The sequence below is a fragment of the Salinimonas chungwhensis DSM 16280 genome, assembly GCF_000378185.1.
GTDB classification, from domain to species: domain Bacteria; phylum Pseudomonadota; class Gammaproteobacteria; order Enterobacterales; family Alteromonadaceae; genus Alteromonas; species Alteromonas chungwhensis.
In genome coordinates this window covers 142,941-158,186 of the sequence record NZ_KB899377.1, presented here as the reverse complement: position 1 = coordinate 158,186, position 15,246 = coordinate 142,941, and the positions used below count along the sequence as shown (strand labels likewise).

At 49.2% G+C, this 15,246-nt stretch carries 16 protein-coding genes; 5 read left to right on the top strand and 11 right to left on the bottom strand.

Translation table 11 applies throughout. The annotated features are described in order from the left end of the window. Positions 1 to 46: 46 nt before the first annotated feature. Positions 47 to 853, bottom strand: coding sequence for a pimeloyl-ACP methyl ester esterase BioH (gene bioH, locus F458_RS0104920; RefSeq protein ID WP_051085002.1), 807 nt, complete (start codon positions 851 to 853; stop codon positions 47 to 49). A gap of 270 nt (positions 854 to 1,123) precedes the next feature. On the opposite strand from bioH, the gene F458_RS0104915 reads away from it, so the two are divergent. Then, positions 1,124 to 1,612 carry a ComF family protein gene (locus F458_RS0104915; RefSeq protein ID WP_156824167.1) on the top strand — a complete coding sequence of 163 codons (489 nt, stop codon included), beginning with the start codon at positions 1,124 to 1,126 and terminating at the stop codon, positions 1,610 to 1,612. On the opposite strand, the gene F458_RS0104910 is transcribed toward F458_RS0104915, so the two are convergent. Beyond that, a complete protein-coding gene (locus F458_RS0104910) occupies positions 1,584 to 4,196 on the bottom strand; it encodes a M14 metallopeptidase family protein (RefSeq protein WP_018982269.1) in 2,613 nt (870 codons plus the stop codon). The two genes, F458_RS0104915 and F458_RS0104910, sit on opposite strands and share 29 nt — an antisense overlap. 130 nt (positions 4,197 to 4,326) lie before the next feature. Between F458_RS0104910 and nfuA the strand changes: the two genes are divergently transcribed. Together nfuA and F458_RS0104900 are read left to right on the top strand one after the other, a co-directional pair. Next, a complete protein-coding gene (gene nfuA, locus F458_RS0104905; RefSeq protein WP_018982268.1) occupies positions 4,327 to 4,905 on the top strand; it encodes a Fe-S biogenesis protein NfuA in 579 nt (192 codons plus the stop codon). A gap of 12 nt (positions 4,906 to 4,917) precedes the next feature. Next, positions 4,918 to 5,169, top strand: a complete 252-nt coding sequence (locus F458_RS0104900; protein ID WP_018982267.1) for a hypothetical protein — start codon at positions 4,918 to 4,920, stop codon at positions 5,167 to 5,169. Here F458_RS0104900 and F458_RS0104895 read toward each other — a convergent pair. Continuing rightward, positions 5,141 to 6,406: an MATE family efflux transporter gene (locus F458_RS0104895; RefSeq protein WP_018982266.1), complete on the bottom strand. Its 1,266-nt coding sequence runs from the start codon at positions 6,404 to 6,406 to the stop codon at positions 5,141 to 5,143. The two genes, F458_RS0104900 and F458_RS0104895, sit on opposite strands and share 29 nt — an antisense overlap. A 91-nt stretch (positions 6,407 to 6,497) precedes the next feature. Between F458_RS0104895 and F458_RS0104890 the strand changes: the two genes are divergently transcribed. After that, positions 6,498 to 7,580, top strand: a complete 1,083-nt coding sequence (locus F458_RS0104890) for a polysaccharide deacetylase family protein (RefSeq protein ID WP_211213187.1) — start codon at positions 6,498 to 6,500, stop codon at positions 7,578 to 7,580. A 456-nt stretch (positions 7,581 to 8,036) separates the two neighbouring features. Here F458_RS0104890 and F458_RS0104885 read toward each other — a convergent pair whose 3' ends face one another. Genes F458_RS0104885 through F458_RS19040 form a run of 5 tightly spaced genes read right to left on the bottom strand, consistent with a single transcriptional unit; the run spans position 8,037 to position 11,840 of the window. Beyond that, complete coding sequence (locus F458_RS0104885) at positions 8,037 to 8,699, bottom strand: SCO family protein (RefSeq protein WP_018982264.1); 663 nt, start codon at positions 8,697 to 8,699, stop codon at positions 8,037 to 8,039. Beyond that, complete coding sequence (cyoE, locus tag F458_RS0104880; RefSeq protein WP_018982263.1) at positions 8,696 to 9,613, bottom strand: heme o synthase; 918 nt, start codon at positions 9,611 to 9,613, stop codon at positions 8,696 to 8,698. Before cyoE ends, F458_RS0104885 begins: the two co-directional genes overlap by 4 nt. After that, on the bottom strand, positions 9,606 to 10,595 hold the full coding sequence (locus F458_RS0104875) for a COX15/CtaA family protein (protein ID WP_018982262.1): 990 nt from the start codon (positions 10,593 to 10,595) through the stop codon (positions 9,606 to 9,608). Before F458_RS0104875 ends, cyoE begins: the two co-directional genes overlap by 8 nt. A gap of 14 nt (positions 10,596 to 10,609) precedes the next feature. Then, entirely contained in the window at positions 10,610 to 11,173 is a 564-nt protein-coding gene (locus F458_RS0104870) for a hypothetical protein (protein WP_018982261.1), read from the bottom strand. Continuing rightward, complete coding sequence (locus F458_RS19040) at positions 11,151 to 11,840, bottom strand: SURF1 family protein (protein ID WP_269745197.1); 690 nt, start codon at positions 11,838 to 11,840, stop codon at positions 11,151 to 11,153. The genes F458_RS0104870 and F458_RS19040 overlap by 23 nt, the downstream gene beginning before the upstream one ends. 69 nt (positions 11,841 to 11,909) lie before the next feature. Here F458_RS19040 and F458_RS20390 point away from each other — a divergent pair, with 69 nt between their 5' ends. Next, on the top strand, positions 11,910 to 12,119 hold the full coding sequence (locus tag F458_RS20390) for a DUF2909 domain-containing protein (protein ID WP_083928586.1): 210 nt from the start codon (positions 11,910 to 11,912) through the stop codon (positions 12,117 to 12,119). An 8-nt stretch (positions 12,120 to 12,127) separates the two neighbouring features. On the opposite strand, the gene F458_RS0104860 is transcribed toward F458_RS20390, so the two are convergent. From F458_RS0104860 to ctaD, 3 genes are read right to left on the bottom strand one after another with little or no spacing between them, the layout of a single operon-like run. Then, positions 12,128 to 13,006 (bottom strand): cytochrome c oxidase subunit 3, encoded by an 879-nt coding sequence (locus F458_RS0104860; RefSeq protein ID WP_018982259.1) that lies wholly within the window; start codon positions 13,004 to 13,006, stop codon positions 12,128 to 12,130. Positions 13,007 to 13,040: 34 nt separating this feature from the next. After that, positions 13,041 to 13,625, bottom strand: coding sequence for a cytochrome c oxidase assembly protein (locus F458_RS0104855; RefSeq protein ID WP_026294503.1), 585 nt, complete (start codon positions 13,623 to 13,625; stop codon positions 13,041 to 13,043). A gap of 2 nt (positions 13,626 to 13,627) precedes the next feature. Next, positions 13,628 to 15,244 (bottom strand): cytochrome c oxidase subunit I, encoded by a 1,617-nt coding sequence (ctaD, locus tag F458_RS0104850; protein ID WP_018982257.1) that lies wholly within the window; start codon positions 15,242 to 15,244, stop codon positions 13,628 to 13,630. Positions 15,245 to 15,246: the final 2 nt, after the last annotated feature.

The following is a 15,246-nucleotide window of genomic DNA, read 5'->3' as shown; positions in this document are numbered from 1 at the left end:
ATGCTTAAGTATTAACCATTAAACAAAGAAAGTAAAAAAGTATTAGTCAGGAAACTCTGGTGGTTACAAAACGCTTAATGATATCAGCGGTTTGTTTCGGGTGAGAGATAAACGGAGCATGAGAGGCGCCGGAAAGTACCACTGCATCAGACTGGGGATGTAACTGGCAAATGCTATCAATGGCCGTTTTAGGCACGAGACTGTCCAACCTGCCATAAATACGCAACGTCGGCTGTTTTATTTGCCCTACATGCCTGCGTAAATCTTCATTAGAGAGCAGTTCAAGAGAGGCTTTAAGTGTCTCAACAGAAGGCTGGGGGTACTCTTTAACACTGTGTTTTATCGTTTTCACGTCTTTGCGTGCTGTCTCGCAGCCCATGGTCTGAATAGCTAAAAACCGATCCAGCGTTTTTGCAAAGTTTTCACCCAGCTCATACTGGAACTGTTGTAATAATGCCGGTTCGATACCGGGCCATCCCTGCTGCGAAGCAAATCGTGGAGAAGAGGCTATTGTTACCAGACCCATCACTTTTTCCGGCATACTGAGCGCCAGTTGCTGAGCCACAAGTCCGCCCATAGACCACCCCGCAAGAATACAGTTAGCCGGCAAAACCGGAGCTAAGATCTCTGCCAAGCCGGCAATTGTATAGTCGGTCGGTGCAACACTGTGATTTTCGCCAAATCCGGGTAAGTCAATTACCGTGACACTGTACTCATCTGACAGTAATGGTGAAAACTCTTTGAATACACCACTATTCATTCCCCATCCGTGCAGCAAAACCAGATCTTTTCCTGTGCCCTGAGTACGGGTTATCAGATCAGTATTTTTTGTACAATTGTGCAAATTGTTCACCCTTATTATGCCCATTTTCAGGCAGCCGTTACGGAGACATTGACGCGATTTATGATGCGCTGGTTAAACTATTCCTGTCTGCTCTGTCAGCAACCTCTTACCGGGGAAGATCCCCTGTGCTGCAGACACTGCAAAACCGATACCTGTTTTTTCGAACATCACACAAATCCACCTAACTTACTGCGCAGACCAGAAATTTCGCGTTACCTACGGCATGCCCATTGTAATGCGTTGTATGCATGTGGTTACTATCAGTGGCCATTTAATCAGATGATTCAAAACCTCAAGTTCAGTTATGACCTGCGCTACGCCAGTATTCTGGCCCGCTGGTTTGTTCAGACATCTGTTGATTATATTACGCCGCTGCCACAGATTTTACTCCCTGTCCCCTTACCGCCATGGCGTTATTGGAAGCGTCAGTTCAATCAAGCGGGTGAGCTGAGCCGGCAACTAAGCCGACTCACGGGAATTGCCACATATGGCGGTTGGGCCACCCGCCGGAATGGCAAGGCGCAACATACGCTGCAACGCTCAGAGCGACTGACTAACCTGCGCAATATGTTTGAGATACGCAGCTTGCCACCGGTTAAAAATGTCGCAATTGTGGATGATGTAGTTACTACAGGCTGCACGGTCGATGCGCTGGCTGCACTTATTCGCCGCCAAGCACCGGATACTGACGTACAAATCTGGGCGATGGCGGTAACACCGCCACCTTCCCGGCGCCGTCTTACTTCAGGTGCGCCGACTGATAAATAGCATTGCTCATCAGCTTATCAGTGCCTCGCCAGTAACCACGAAAATGAATATCATCAACAAAGCCGATGACCACACCCCGGCCCAGGTCATCGGCTACCACAGCAGCTGTCTGTCCGACCATTTCAGTCAACTGCGAGGCGCTGTAGCCTGCCATCAATGGTGACTCGACGTAAGTAGCCGGTGTGGTAAAGGGCGAATTATCGGTTTCAACAATCATATTGGTGGTTTTAAACATCGGCAGTTGCGCCTGTTCATAGCCAAAAAATATCGGATGGGTTGGGTCGATATTAGTGTTGTATACCGCACCCGCAATAAGTTTTTTGGCATACCGGGCACCGCGATCCGCATAGGTCAGACCTTCAGTGCTAAACGCTTCTTCAATCTTTTCTTTATCAACAATCTCCAGCGGCAACCATTGCTGGTCGGCAAACAAACGAAGCGCTGTACGAACGCCGATAAGCGTGCCGCCTTGTTTAACCCAGCGCGTGACTGACCGGGCTACCTTATCATTCATTTGGTTGTAGTCACCGCTGGCAAAAATGATATGACTGTAGTTATTGAGATTGATACTACCTAACCTGTGCTCTTCAACTAATGTTGCCGCCAGGCCAACCCGGGTATCCAGATAATGCCAGATTTCGCCCACTTCGTACTCGCTGGAAGCGCGTCCACCCACCAGCAGAACAGAGGGCGCGTCAATCGGAACCATTGAACTACTGCCAATATCTATCCCTGCGGTTGTATGCCCTGAACGAAGAGCATGAACCGGCAACTCAAAATCAGATTGAATAGCCGAGAGAATCGCGGGCAAGTCATCCGGCTGCTCAAGACCGGTTGGTAAAATAATTGTACCGGCAGCAAAATCCCGGGGCTTGCCGCTGCTTAACGATGCGGTAAAAGCCTCCTGTGCTGAACGCACCATCGCACCGGCTTCTAACAGACGCTGTAATGCTGCAGGGCTGTAATAGTGTTGCCAGTTGATAGCGTAGGCATAGGCATCCTCAGGTAAAGGCTTAAATGACTGTTTAACCGGCGCTTTACCGGTTTCAATCTGGCCCGCATCACCTGATGCTACCGGCGCATAATCGACATTGAAAGCCAGCGGTAAATTCCAGTTTGAAACGTCATAAAAGGTATTATCAACAAAGTCAGTACGGGTAGAAAATAACGACTTCACCAAGCGATAACCCGGCTGGTCTACAGGCACATAAATCGCCTGACCCGCGTTGAACTTGCGCTTGTCAATTTTGGTATTTTCCGTCAGCCAGCTGTACTCAATTTTATGCTGGTCAAGCAGGCTCAGCAATGCATCAAACCGCGCAATATCGTCAGGCCGGGCCAGGACATAACCGGCGTGTTTGTCTTTGTTTATCAGTTTCTGTGTGCTTTGGGCAAACTCACGTTGATAGTTGCGTATTGCCGGCTTATTCGCCATCGCGCCAGCAAAAGTACTTAAAGAAGTGGTTACCTGATTTTGAATTGTGTCAGAGAATGTCAGCTTGCCATTAATGGTGTCCTGCACATGGCCTCTGCTGCTGGCCTGTTCAAATAGAATACCGATACTGCCCAGCGAGTCGGGATACGACGAACCTTTACCGTAATAAAAGTCATCAAAGCCTTCTTCCGAAAAATAAAGCTGGCCCTGTTTGTCAAAAGCCTCAATATGGAATTCGGCCAGTGCTTCAGTTAAACGCACATTGCCTTCGGGGGTATTTGGATTCTTACGACTGGGTACGCCGGGCTGAAAAAAATAAGAGCTGTTAGGACCCATTTCGTGAAAATCGGTCAAAATATGCGGACGCCAGCGCTGCATTTGAGCAATTCGTGCTCTGGACTCAGGGTGCGTTAACAGCAGCCAGTCGCGGTTAAGATCAAACCAATAGTGATTGGTCCGACCGGAAGGCCAGCCTTCAGCATGCTCACGATGCTCCGGGTCAGAAACCAGCTGCTTGCCTTTGTGCATGTTTGCCCACTGCGCAAACCGGGACAGGCCGTCCGGGTTGAAAGACGGATCCAGCAGCACAATATTATTTTGCAACAGCGCATTCACTTTTTCGGACTGCCCGGCGCTCAAATAATAAGCGATGAGCATCGAGGCATTTGCGCCAGAAGGTTCATTGCCGTGAATACTGTAGCCCATGTATAGGATAAGCGGGGCGTCTTCGCTGTCAGCCTGACCTTTTTGCAGCTTTGAAATGTGGTTTTCACGCAAACTGTCTATATTGCGCTGATTGTTTGTCGAAGTAATAGTCAGCAATAACAGGGGGCGGTTTTCATGCGTGCGGCCAGTTTCCTGCACTGTGACGCGGTCAGATTTTTCAGCCAAAAGGCGCATGTATCCTACCAATTGGTCATGGCGCACATGCCACTCGCCAACCTGTGCACCAAGATAGGATTCTGGCGTCGGAATGGCGGGGTTATAGGTGGTTTCCGCTGGCAGATACTGCGCGGCCGGTTTGCCCTGACCTTCATCGGCAGAGATTTTATCAATGACTGCGCTGGCAGGGGTCCACGCGATAAGCGCAACGATAGCCAGCGCACCTTTAAGCGCCATATTATTGAGTAACGCAAATACTTTTTGCATAAATAAATTCCGTAATTGTGTCGTCGTAAGGCGAATGACCTGATAGGTAAAAAGCATCAATACTTGACTGTTTTACTCAGGTAAATTTGTTATTATGTCGTCCAGATACGTTACAACGCAGGACTTGGTCATGATTACTATATCAGAAGAAGCACAAGCGCATTTTGCAAAATTGCTGGAAAAACAAGAATCCGGGACGAATATCCGGGTCTTTGTTATCAATCCAGGTACATCCTCGGCAGAGTGCGGCGTCTCCTACTGCCCGCCAAATGCAGTGGAAGATAATGATCAACAATTAGAATTTAATGGTTTCAACGCTGTGGTGGATGCTGAGAGCGCACCTTATCTTGAAGAAGCAGAAATCGACTACGTCACCGATCAAATGGGGTCGCAACTTACGTTGAAGGCCCCTAACGCAAAAGCCAGAAAAGTGCCTGATGATGCGCCTCTGGTCGAGCGTGTGAATTATATGATTGAAGCTGAAATCAATCCTCAGTTGGCCAGCCATGGTGGCCAGGTTGTGTTGACAGAGATAACCGAAGAGGGTTATGCCGTACTGCAATTCGGAGGGGGGTGTAATGGTTGTGCTATGGTTGATGTTACCCTTAAAGAAGGCATAGAGAAGCAAATGATTGAAGAGTTTGCCGGCGAGCTAAAAGGCGTTAAAGATGCCACCGAGCATCAGGCGGGCGAGCACTCTTACTATTAATTACTAGTCCTCGTGCCGTCTGTTCGTGAACATTTAACCGACCCGCTGCGATGCTGGCGTCGGTTCACTGCCGGTTTGGTGGTATTTGTTGCCGGTGCTGGATTATTGCTGGGCGTTGCTCAGTACCATATTGTTCTGTACTGGCTTGCACTTGGTACATTGCTGATCGGATTTGTACTGGCTATGTCAGGGTATCTGGGCTTGTTCATTCAACGCTTTAGCGGCCTGAATGAAGCTAAGAAGCGATCACGCGGCGGTAATTAAGCCACCATAGCATACCGCCCAGACTCATCCCCCGGGCCAGTAAAAATCCCAATAAGGCATACCAAAGTGCTTCGTTGCCCACATCTTTTAACGCCCACCATAGTGGAAAATATACGGCGGCAGCGCTGAAAATCATGGTGTCGCGCATGGCAGAGGAGCGGGTCAGCCCCACAAAAACGCCGTCGAATAAGAAACACCAGTGGCCCAGTAGTGGTAGCCAGATCATTAGTGGCAAATAGGGTACGGCGGCGTCAAATAAAGCGGGTAAATTTGTTAACAGGCCGATGATATCGCGTCCAAACCACCAAAAAGACAGCGCATAGGCAATGGCAAACAGCGATGACCACAAAAGCCCCCTGAGGGTCTGGCGGATGACCTCTTTACGCTGTTTTTGTCCAGCGGCCTCGCCCACCAGAGCCTCCACAGCATAAGCGATACCATCCAGTCCCAATGCAATCAAAACAAAAAACTGCATTAAAATAGCATTTACAGCTGCTGCAGTTTCTCCGTATCTGGCGCCTTGCAAAGTTAAAAAAGCCAGGCACAACTGCAGGGCTAAATTTCTTATGAGCATGTCGCCATTTAGTTTTAATAAGATACGTCTGGCAGCAGCATTAAACCACTCTCGCTGGGGCCGTAAGCCGTCACAAAGCCGCAGTGCCACGACCAAGGCCATTATCGCCATCGAATATTCTGCAATAACGGTGGCTAGCGCCACACCTCCAACCGACATATCCAATCCCAGCACGAAGAAAAAATCGAGCCCGGCATTTACCAGATTACCTACGATCTGAATAATCATCACAGCACGGGGTCTTTGTTGTCCCACCAGCCAGCCGATGAGCGCCAGATTAAGCATTGCAGCCGGAGCAGACCATACCCGCACTGAAAAATAAGCGCTGATGAACTGACTCACTTGCGTATTAGGATCAGCCAGAAAAAGTCCGGCAGTCAGGATAGGTTGCTGTAAGGTAAAAACAGCGGCCCCCAGCAACAGCGCCATGGCACTGCTTTGATAGAACACTTTTGCCGCGGACTCTTGCGGCTTGTCATGGCCTCTGGCCTGTGCGCTCAACCCCGTGGCCGACATACGTAAGAATCCGCAAACCCAGTAAATTTGGGTAAGTATCAGCGCTCCGATGGATGCCCCTGCCAACATAGCGGGTGAATCCATATGTCCCATTACTGCCGTATCCACTAGTCCTAATAAGGGTGTGGTAATATTCGCCAGAATCATGGGCGCGGCCAAAGTCAGCATATGCCAGTGGGCTGGCCAGCCTTGTCGGAACGTCTGGGTCACTGTCGATTTCATTTATGAGGAAAATTTTGTGAAGTGTAACACGATACAGCATTTTTTAGCGTTACTGACCAATCGCTTATTATTCGTTATTTGTCTGTTTGGCAGCACGGCAACCCTGGCAGACCAGACAAGCGCCCCGGTTCTTCTCTATCATCATGTTTCATCTCAGACGCCGGCCAGTACCAGCGTTTCACAGAAAGTATTCGCTGAACATATGAGGTATATCAATAACCATCACACGGTCTTACCACTAAAAGAGATTGTTGAAGCTACGCAAAACGGCAAATCGCTACCCGATGACGCGCTGGCAATTACCTTTGACGACGGTTACGCCAATATATTGGAAAATGCACATCCTGTTTTACAAAAATATGAGTTTCCCTACACCATTTTTATTAACCCAGACACCATTGGACAGCGCGCAGACCAGCTGAGCTGGGCGCAAGTGCAGAAAATGGCACAGGAGAATGTCAGCTTTGCCAATCATACGATGGGTCACCTGCATATGTTGAATCGCAACCAGAACGAGAGCGATGAACAGTGGCTTGAGCGGGTATGGAATAATGTTCAAGAAGCGCAGGACATACTGACGTCCCGTCTTGATAATGTTGACAACTATCTGGCTTACCCATTCGGAGAATTCAATGAAGCGTTAGCGTTAAAGGTTGAAGAAGCCGGATACATTGGCTTTGGGCAACACTCAGGCGCCATCGGACCTCACGCTAACTTTGCCGCGCTTCCCCGCTTTCCTGCTGCCGGCCCCTACGCAAACCTGAAAAGCCTGAAAACGAAAATGAACAGTTTGGCGTTACCTGTCACCGACAGTTCGGTCTCCGATCCACACATAACTGATACCCGGCCACCCCATGAGGTTACGCTTAATGTGGAAACTGATGATGTCCGGCTTAGTCAGGTGGCCTGCTACTTTCAGGGCCAAGCCATCGCGGTCACAACAAGTAATAACGCTGTAACCTTTACGGTTGAAAAAAGTCTGCCTACTGGCCGGTCGCGGGTAAATTGCACGGCACCTTCACAAAGTCGCCCGGAAAAGTACTACTGGTACTCACAACCCTTTTTTGTGGCTGATGAGAATGGCCAGTTTCCTGACTAATGCGCGTAGCTTTGTTTCGATACAACAGTCATTTAGGATGGCAAGTGAACAAACCATACCAAACCTGTTGATATAAAATTTATATCAAATGGATGTTAGTTAGCAAAGATAGTGATATTGCAGGGCCTGTTAGTAAACTGCACTGACTGCCCTACTGTTTTATCGCTATTGTTGACCTGCACACCGTCAGCACTTATCTGCTGTTAATCCGGCAGAATGCGTTTGCCGGACTAAAAGACAAAGCACAAGCCTACCTCTGAGGGAGCCCGTCAATCCCACACTTCGGCAAAGCCTGAGAGTGGGTGAACATTAGTTGAAGAGGTAATCAGCACCATAGCTACATTAGTTATCAGCCAGTCATAGTTCAGCAAGTCGATAGTTCAGCAAATTGATAGCCAGGTATCGTCACAATCCAGGTAAAACGACCTGCCCAATACGTGAAGAAACCTGTATCAGTTATGACTTGGTGGCTACAATGCCAGGTAAATCGCTCAGGATATGCGCAGGATTGGCGATAGAAAGCTGCCCCGGTTCGGCCTGCGGTTTAAAACGCCCTATAACTTCAGCATCCGGCCCGACCAAAACTACTGAGCCGCTATGATCGACCAGGTAATCGCTCTGATCAGTACTCTCTGGCATAGAGTACATCAAGCCAAAACTTCTGACCAGGGGGAACAGTTGGTTATGCGGACCGCTGGCTGCTATGAACGCATCATTGAAGTGTGTTTTATAACTTGAAAGGCGCTGCGGTGTGTCACGCTTCGGGTCGACGGACAAAAACAACACTTTGATGGGATACTCGCTGTCTATTTTCTGTAGTTCAGGGTAGACACGACTAAGCGCCGCCATTGTGGCCGGGCAGATATCAGGACAAAACGTATATCCCAGAAATACCAGGGTCCATTGATTTTGCAGATCGCTGCTGGTCAGTTCTTTATCGTCGGCGGTGTACAAGGAAAATTCGGGTAACGCCCTGGCAGCAGGGTAGTGTTGAAAATACTCTGCATCGGTTGCCTCAGTACTGATATTTGTAGCAGGCGGGGCCACATTTATTGCCGCCCAAATACCGCCTATAAATGCAACGATAAGAACCAGGCCCACAAGGTTATTTTGTTTCATAGTGTTACAGGTACATAATGATCAAGCAGTAGTACCACAAACAATACCATGAGATGAATGATTGAAAAGCGAAATGTCTTCATCGCCCAGCCTGGTTCATCGTTAAATTTAAGTTTCCAGGCATAACCTACAAATATCAGATTCAGCACTGTGGCTCCCACCAGATAAATGAGTGCAGACATTCCCACCAAGTAGGGCATAAATCCCACCAGCATCAGCAACAAGGTATATCCTAAAATCCAGGTTTTAGTGAAGCTGATGCCGTGCGTAACAGGTAACATGGGAACATTCGCTTTTGCGTAGTCGCGTTCACGATGAATCGCCAGGGCCCAGAAGTGGGGAGGAGTCCAGGTGTAAATAATCAGCACCAGCAATAAAGCATGTGCATGAATACTGCCGGTAACCGCTGTCCATCCCAATAAAGGCGGTGCTGCTCCGGCCAGGCCACCTATAACAATATTTTGCGGGGTGGCGCGTTTCAAAAACATCGTATAGACCCCCGCATACCCTACCAGCGATGCCAGCGTCAGCCACGCAGTAAGTGCATTTACCCAGACACTCAGAATAAAAAAGCCGGTGACGCCCAGTGCTATGGCAAAGTATATCGCCTTGGCTACAGGGATCCGGCCTTTGGCCACGGGCCGGTTAAATGTCCGCGCCATGATGCTGTCAATGCGATGGTCCACCACGTGGTTAATCACCGCTGCACTGCTTGCCAACAGCCCGATTCCCAGCAAACCAGTGACCAGGACTGTTGCAGAAATCCAGCTGTCAGAGGCCAGGCACATGCCCACCAGCGCGGTGAGCAGAAGCAACATGACGACCCGGGGTTTGGTAAGTTCATAATATTCGCGCCAGCGTGGAATTTTGCTGACGCCGGCCTCATAAGACGTAAGATTTGCTGTTTTAGCCATGCGCCCTCCGTTGGATAACTGACAAGTTGAAGGTGATCCACACCATAATGAGCAGCAACATCGCCGCTACAAAGTTATGCGCCACCGCGATAGTCAGTGGCAGGCTCATGACCACATTACTGATCCCCAGACCCACCTGAGCGCTTAATACCGTAATAAGTGCAGTGCCAGCCGAGTTCAGTAATTTGGAGCGAACCCGGAGTAGCCAAATACCTAATGTAAGCAGGTACGCAAAGGTGATTAGCGCACCGGCGCGGTGTATGATGTGCATCGTCATGCGGGCGGGATAATCATGCACGCCAAACTCATAATTGTCTGCCGGCGGCACACTATAGGCTCCCGGAACATCAATTTGGGTCCACCACTGTCCTTCGCAAACCGGTAAATTTGTACAGGCCAGCGCAGCATAATTGGCCGAAGTCCATCCCCCCAGCGCTATCTGACAGCCCAGAATAATCATTCCCACAAAAGCAAATCCCAGCATTCGTTTAGCAGATTTTAACTTGTCGCGGCACATCGCCGGGCTTAATCGCAGATACAAAATAAATAAGCAGGTCAGAACGCCAAAGCCGCCCAGGAGGTGACCCATGACTATCACTGGTAACAAGTTCAGGGTCACTGTCCACATCCCCAGAGCAGCCTGAAAAACAACTAAGCCACATAAAAACAACGGCAGGCCTACTGGCATTCTGGGATCTCTTTTTATAAGCGCCCATCCGGCAATCACAAATATCATTATTCCCAGCCCCCCGGCAAAATAACGGTGTACCATTTCACTCCACGCTTTCGCGGGCTCCAGCGGGCGCTCTGGGAATGCGCTGTTCGCCGCATTAACTTTATCCTCAGAGGAAGGGACAAATAACTCCCCGTAACAGCCGGGCCAGTCAGGGCACCCCAGGCCTGCGTCCGTCAGGCGGGTATAGGCACCAAGTACAATCACCACTATGGCCATCAGTAAACTACAAAATATGAATTTGCGCATGCGGCAGTCTCCTGTTAGCCAATCCGTGACAGTTTCATCAGCTTTTTAACATCCGCCAAAATGTCGCGACTGTTGAGTACTGCCTCTTCACGATCAGCGCTGACTGCGTAGCGCAGCATGGCTTGATTCAATGTATCAACAAGATAAACGCTGTTATCGCCATATTGCTTTAATCGCTTATCTGCCGTGGCTCGGTTTGTATTCACGATCTTCAGTCGGGAATGGCTGTCAAGTTTACTGACTACTTCAGGGTCGCTGGTTTCCGTAACAATTAGGGTAGCCTGGGCCCGGTCGGTCTCACGCCCCAGCGCCAGCCAAACCTGCTGAATGCTATAAATCGCGTTTTGGCAGCTGGCCTCACAGCGTGAGGGTATACGATAAACCAGCCGCCATTTTGGTGGCTGTTGGTCCAGCGCCGCACTAAAGTCCACCACTGGCTGAATCAGCTCACCGTTGTTCGTACTTCCCCGGTTAAACCAGTTATTGTCCAGCGCTACTTTTGCAATTAATACCGGCACCACAAAGGCGACCAGAACCCCAAAAAAGGTCAGACGTTTAGTGTAGGTTTGTTTTGTCATTGCTGTTACCTCTGGGAAAGAAAACAATTAATGCCACGATGCATGCGGCCAGCGCCAAACCAAACCACTGTACTGCGTAGGCGAGGTGCTTTTTGGGGGACATGACCACCGGGCGCCAGTCGCGTTCGAACTGACTATCACTGGGTTGCTCTAGCTGAACTATAAAAGGTTTCAGACGCAAGCCGGTTTGGCGATTGAGTGTTGCAATATCAATTTGCTGAAGCAGGACTTTATTCTGGTTATAGCCGGTCGCTGTTTCCCGCACTACCGGGTTTAATGCAGGTAGGGCGACTGTACCGGAAAATGTGGTCAGCTCACGGGGCAATGCGACGTCGGGAAGGGCGCCCCGATATTGCCCGCCAGACACCCAGCCAAAGTTGACCAGAACCGTACCAGTAGCGGTTATTACAGGAGCCAGCAGATGATACCCGACCCGTCCTTCATATATTTGGTTATCAAGAAAAAACTGCGTAGAGTCCATCACCCGGCCGTTTAATGAAACCGGGTAATCCTGCATATCGACGGGGTGTGCGGGTAAATCCATCAACGAAACTGTCCCCTGCGCTTGTTTTTGCGCTATGCTAGCCAGACGTGCTTCTTTTTGATGCATTCGGTCCAGCTGCCATAGCCCCAGACGAAACATCAGCGCAATTGCAAGGAGCGTCACTACCACAGCAGCCCAGCGTTTAGCAGAAAAGCTTGCGCGGTCGTTTGGATAAGGGGTCAGGGACACATTATGATCGTTAAGATAATTTTGGTGAGTTTGCTCATTTTCATGGTGATTAACCTTTTCATGGCGATGCGTGTAATGATGAAGAATGACCCCAACGGGCAACCGATGAGCAAATATATTGGCAGGCGTGTACTCACATCTGTATGTATCGTAGTACTCATTTTGCTGGCGGTGGCAATGGATCTTATTCATCTTAATCCCCGGCCTTACTAAGCGAGTCGCTACAGCACGTAGACAAAAAGAAACAGCATGACCCACACCACATCAACAAAGTGCCAGTACCAGGCGCCGGCCTGAAAAGCAAAGTGGTTATCTGGTGTGAAATGGCCCTTCAAGACCCTGAAAAACAGCACCAGCAAAATTATCGTGCCCAAAGTGACATGCATGCCATGGAAGCCGGTCAACAGAAAAAATGTATTACCATAAATTCCTGATTGCAGCGTCAAGCCCAGATCCCGGTACGCATGAATATATTCCTGCACCTGAAAAAATAAGAAGATACCACCCAATGCGATTGTCGCTCCCAGCATCCAAGCCAACTGCTTACGTTTATTTTTTTCAAGTCCAACATGCGCAAAGTGCAGCGTCACTGACGAGATCAAGAGGATAATAGTGTTAATCGTAGGCAAACCGGCCGGCCCCATCGCTTCGGTAGTGGTGCCCCCCGGGGTTGTAACCAATGGCCACAAAGCCTGAAACTCAGGCCATAACACAGCATTGGTCATGGCATTATTTGATGCACCTCCCAGCCAGGGCACAGAAATCATTCTTGCGTAAAACAAAGCACCAAAAAATGCCCCGAAAAACATGATTTCAGAGAAGATAAACCAGGTCATACCCTGACGATATGAGCGCCCCAACTGAGCGCTGTAAAGGCCCGCCATTGACTCGTCAATTTGATTTTTGAACCAGCCCACTATCATTACCAGCAATACCACCAGACCAAGGGCTAAAATATACGGGCCGTAGCCATCGCTTTGGTTGCTGTACTCCATGACCACATTTGCAGCGCCCACCGCAATTAAAAACAGTGCCACCGCACCGACTATTGGCCAGGGGCTTTGCGCCGGTACATAATATTTTTCGTAAGACTGCTGCATTACCTTCTTCCTCTCACATCATCAATTAGTGGTCTTAATCGCTGCGTCCGGTGCGGTTAAGGAATGGATTATCAGTGTCATCTAACGAATCAGCCCGGGCTGTGACGTCAAATAACGTGTACTGCACAGTAAAATAAGTCATATCCTCTGGTATTTGCGGGTCTACATAAAAAGACATTGGCATAGTTGCCTCACCCCCGCCTGCCAAAGGTTGTTGGTTAAAACAAAAACATTCGGTTTTATTTAAAAACAAGGCCGCCTCACCCGGCGATACTGAAGGAATTGCCTGGGCGACAAAGTCTTTGCGCATAGGGTTGCGCACATAGAAATTCACGGTAGCCATTTCCCCCGGGTGGACCTTGATACGCTTAGTGTTTGCTCTGAACTCCCAGGGCATACCAGTATGCGTGCGGGTTAAAAACTCCACTGTGACCTGTCGGCTACGGTCTATCTCTTTGGCCGTGTAGACAGCTGCGCTGGCATTGGTTTTACCGTTGATACCGGTGATATTGCAAAATACGTCGTACAGCGGTACCAGGGCAAAACCAAACCCAAACATGCCTACAACAATTACCACCAACCGGGTGACCATTGCACGGTTGCTTGCAGGCTTAGCCATAATTATTTAACCACCGGCGGTGTTTCAAAAGTGTGATAGGGTGCTGGCGATGGAATTTCCCATTCCAAGCCATTGGCGCCTTCCCAGACACGGTCACTTACTGGCTCGCCCTGCTTGCGGCATGCCTGGATAACTACAGCAAGAAATATTAGCTGGGACAGCCCAAACGCAAATCCGCCGATACTGATCCACTGATTGTAATCAGCAAACTGCAGGGAATAATCAGGTATGCGTCGGGGCATGCCTGCCAGGCCCACAAAATGCATTGGGAAAAACAGCACGTTGACAGAGATTAACGAACACCAGAAGTGGGTTTTGGCCAGACCAATATTGAACATCCGACCGGTCCATTTGGGTAACCAGTAATAGACCGCCGCCATAATGGAAAATATAGCACCGCTCACCAATACATAATGAAAGTGAGCTACCACGAAGTAAGTGTCATGATACTGAAAATCCACCGGTGTGATGGCCAGCATCAGGCCAGACAAGCCGCCGATGGTAAATAGCACAATAAACGCCAGTGCGAAGAGCATCGGCACCTCAAAGGTCATCGACCCACGCCACATTGTCGCCACCCAGTTAAAGACTTTTACCCCGGTAGGCACCGAAATAAGCATAGTGGCGAACATGAAGAACATCTCCATGTAAACCGGCATTCCGGTAGTAAACATATGATGCGCCCAGACAATAAATGACAGCAGGGCAATAGACGCAGTGGCATAGACCATCGATGCATAACCGAATAAGGGTTTGCGCGCAAAGGTCGGCACGATATGGGAGATAATGCCAAAAGCAGGCAGGATCATGATGTAAACTTCAGGGTGCCCGAAAAACCAGAATATGTGCTGGAACATGACCGGGTCGCCGCCTCCGGCAGCATCGAAAAAGCTGGTACCAAAGAACTTGTCCGTAAGTACCATGGTCACTGCACCAGCCAGTACTGGCATAACTGCAATAAGAAGGAATGCGGTGATCAGCCAGGTCCAGACAAATAGCGGCATTTTCATCCAGTTCATGCCCGGCGCGCGCATATTAAAAATCGTCACGATGACATTAATGGCGCCCATGATGGAGGAAATCCCCATTATATGGACGGAGAAGACAAACAAGGCTGTACTGTCATTACTGTAAGTGGTTGATAAGGGAGCGTAAAATGTCCAGCCAAAATTAGGCCCGCCGCCTTCTGTAAACAACGACGCCAGCAAAATCGCGAAGGCGAAAGGTAAGATCCAGAAGCTCCAGTTATTCATGCGCGGCAGCGCCATGTCCGGTGCACCTATCATCATAGGAATTAACCAGTTAGCCAGACCCACAAAGGCCGGCATGACAGCGCCAAATACCATGATGAGACCATGCACAGTGGTCATCTGATTAAAGAAGTCAGGCTCTACGATCTGCAATCCTGGCTGAAACAGTTCAGCCCGTATGACCATTGCCATCGCGCCGCCGGTAAGAAACATGATGAATGAGAACCACAGATATAAAGTACCAATATCTTTATGGTTAGTGGTCAATATCCACCGCATTACTCCTTTGGGAATATGATGCTCATGGTGATCCTCATGCGCTGCCGTTGCGCCAGCATCATGGGAAGAGATTTCTGTAGCTTTAGACATGA

Bases quoted from the DNA above. Each gene is read 5' to 3' on its own strand.
- F458_RS0104915 (WP_156824167.1), top strand. From the start codon at position 1,124: ATGATTCAAAACCTCAAGTTCAGTTATGACCTGCGCTACGCCAGTATT.
- nfuA (WP_018982268.1), top strand. From the start codon at position 4,327: ATGATTACTATATCAGAAGAAGCACAAGCGCATTTTGCAAAATTGCTG.
- cyoE (WP_018982263.1), bottom strand. From the start codon at position 9,613: ATGGCTAAAACAGCAAATCTTACGTCTTATGAGGCCGGCGTCAGCAAA.
- F458_RS0104870 (WP_018982261.1), bottom strand. From the start codon at position 11,173: ATGACAAAACAAACCTACACTAAACGTCTGACCTTTTTTGGGGTTCTG.
- F458_RS0104910 (WP_018982269.1), bottom strand. From the start codon at position 4,196: ATGCAAAAAGTATTTGCGTTACTCAATAATATGGCGCTTAAAGGTGCG.
- F458_RS0104860 (WP_018982259.1), bottom strand. From the start codon at position 13,006: ATGCAGCAGTCTTACGAAAAATATTATGTACCGGCGCAAAGCCCCTGG.
- F458_RS0104875 (WP_018982262.1), bottom strand. From the start codon at position 10,595: ATGCGCAAATTCATATTTTGTAGTTTACTGATGGCCATAGTGGTGATT.
- F458_RS0104895 (WP_018982266.1), bottom strand. From the start codon at position 6,406: ATGATTCTGGCGAATATTACCACACCCTTATTAGGACTAGTGGATACG.
- ctaD (WP_018982257.1), bottom strand. From the start codon at position 15,244: ATGTCTAAAGCTACAGAAATCTCTTCCCATGATGCTGGCGCAACGGCA.
- F458_RS20390 (WP_083928586.1), top strand. From the start codon at position 11,910: ATGATCGTTAAGATAATTTTGGTGAGTTTGCTCATTTTCATGGTGATT.
- F458_RS0104885 (WP_018982264.1), bottom strand. From the start codon at position 8,699: ATGAAACAAAATAACCTTGTGGGCCTGGTTCTTATCGTTGCATTTATA.
- F458_RS0104855 (WP_026294503.1), bottom strand. From the start codon at position 13,625: ATGGCTAAGCCTGCAAGCAACCGTGCAATGGTCACCCGGTTGGTGGTA.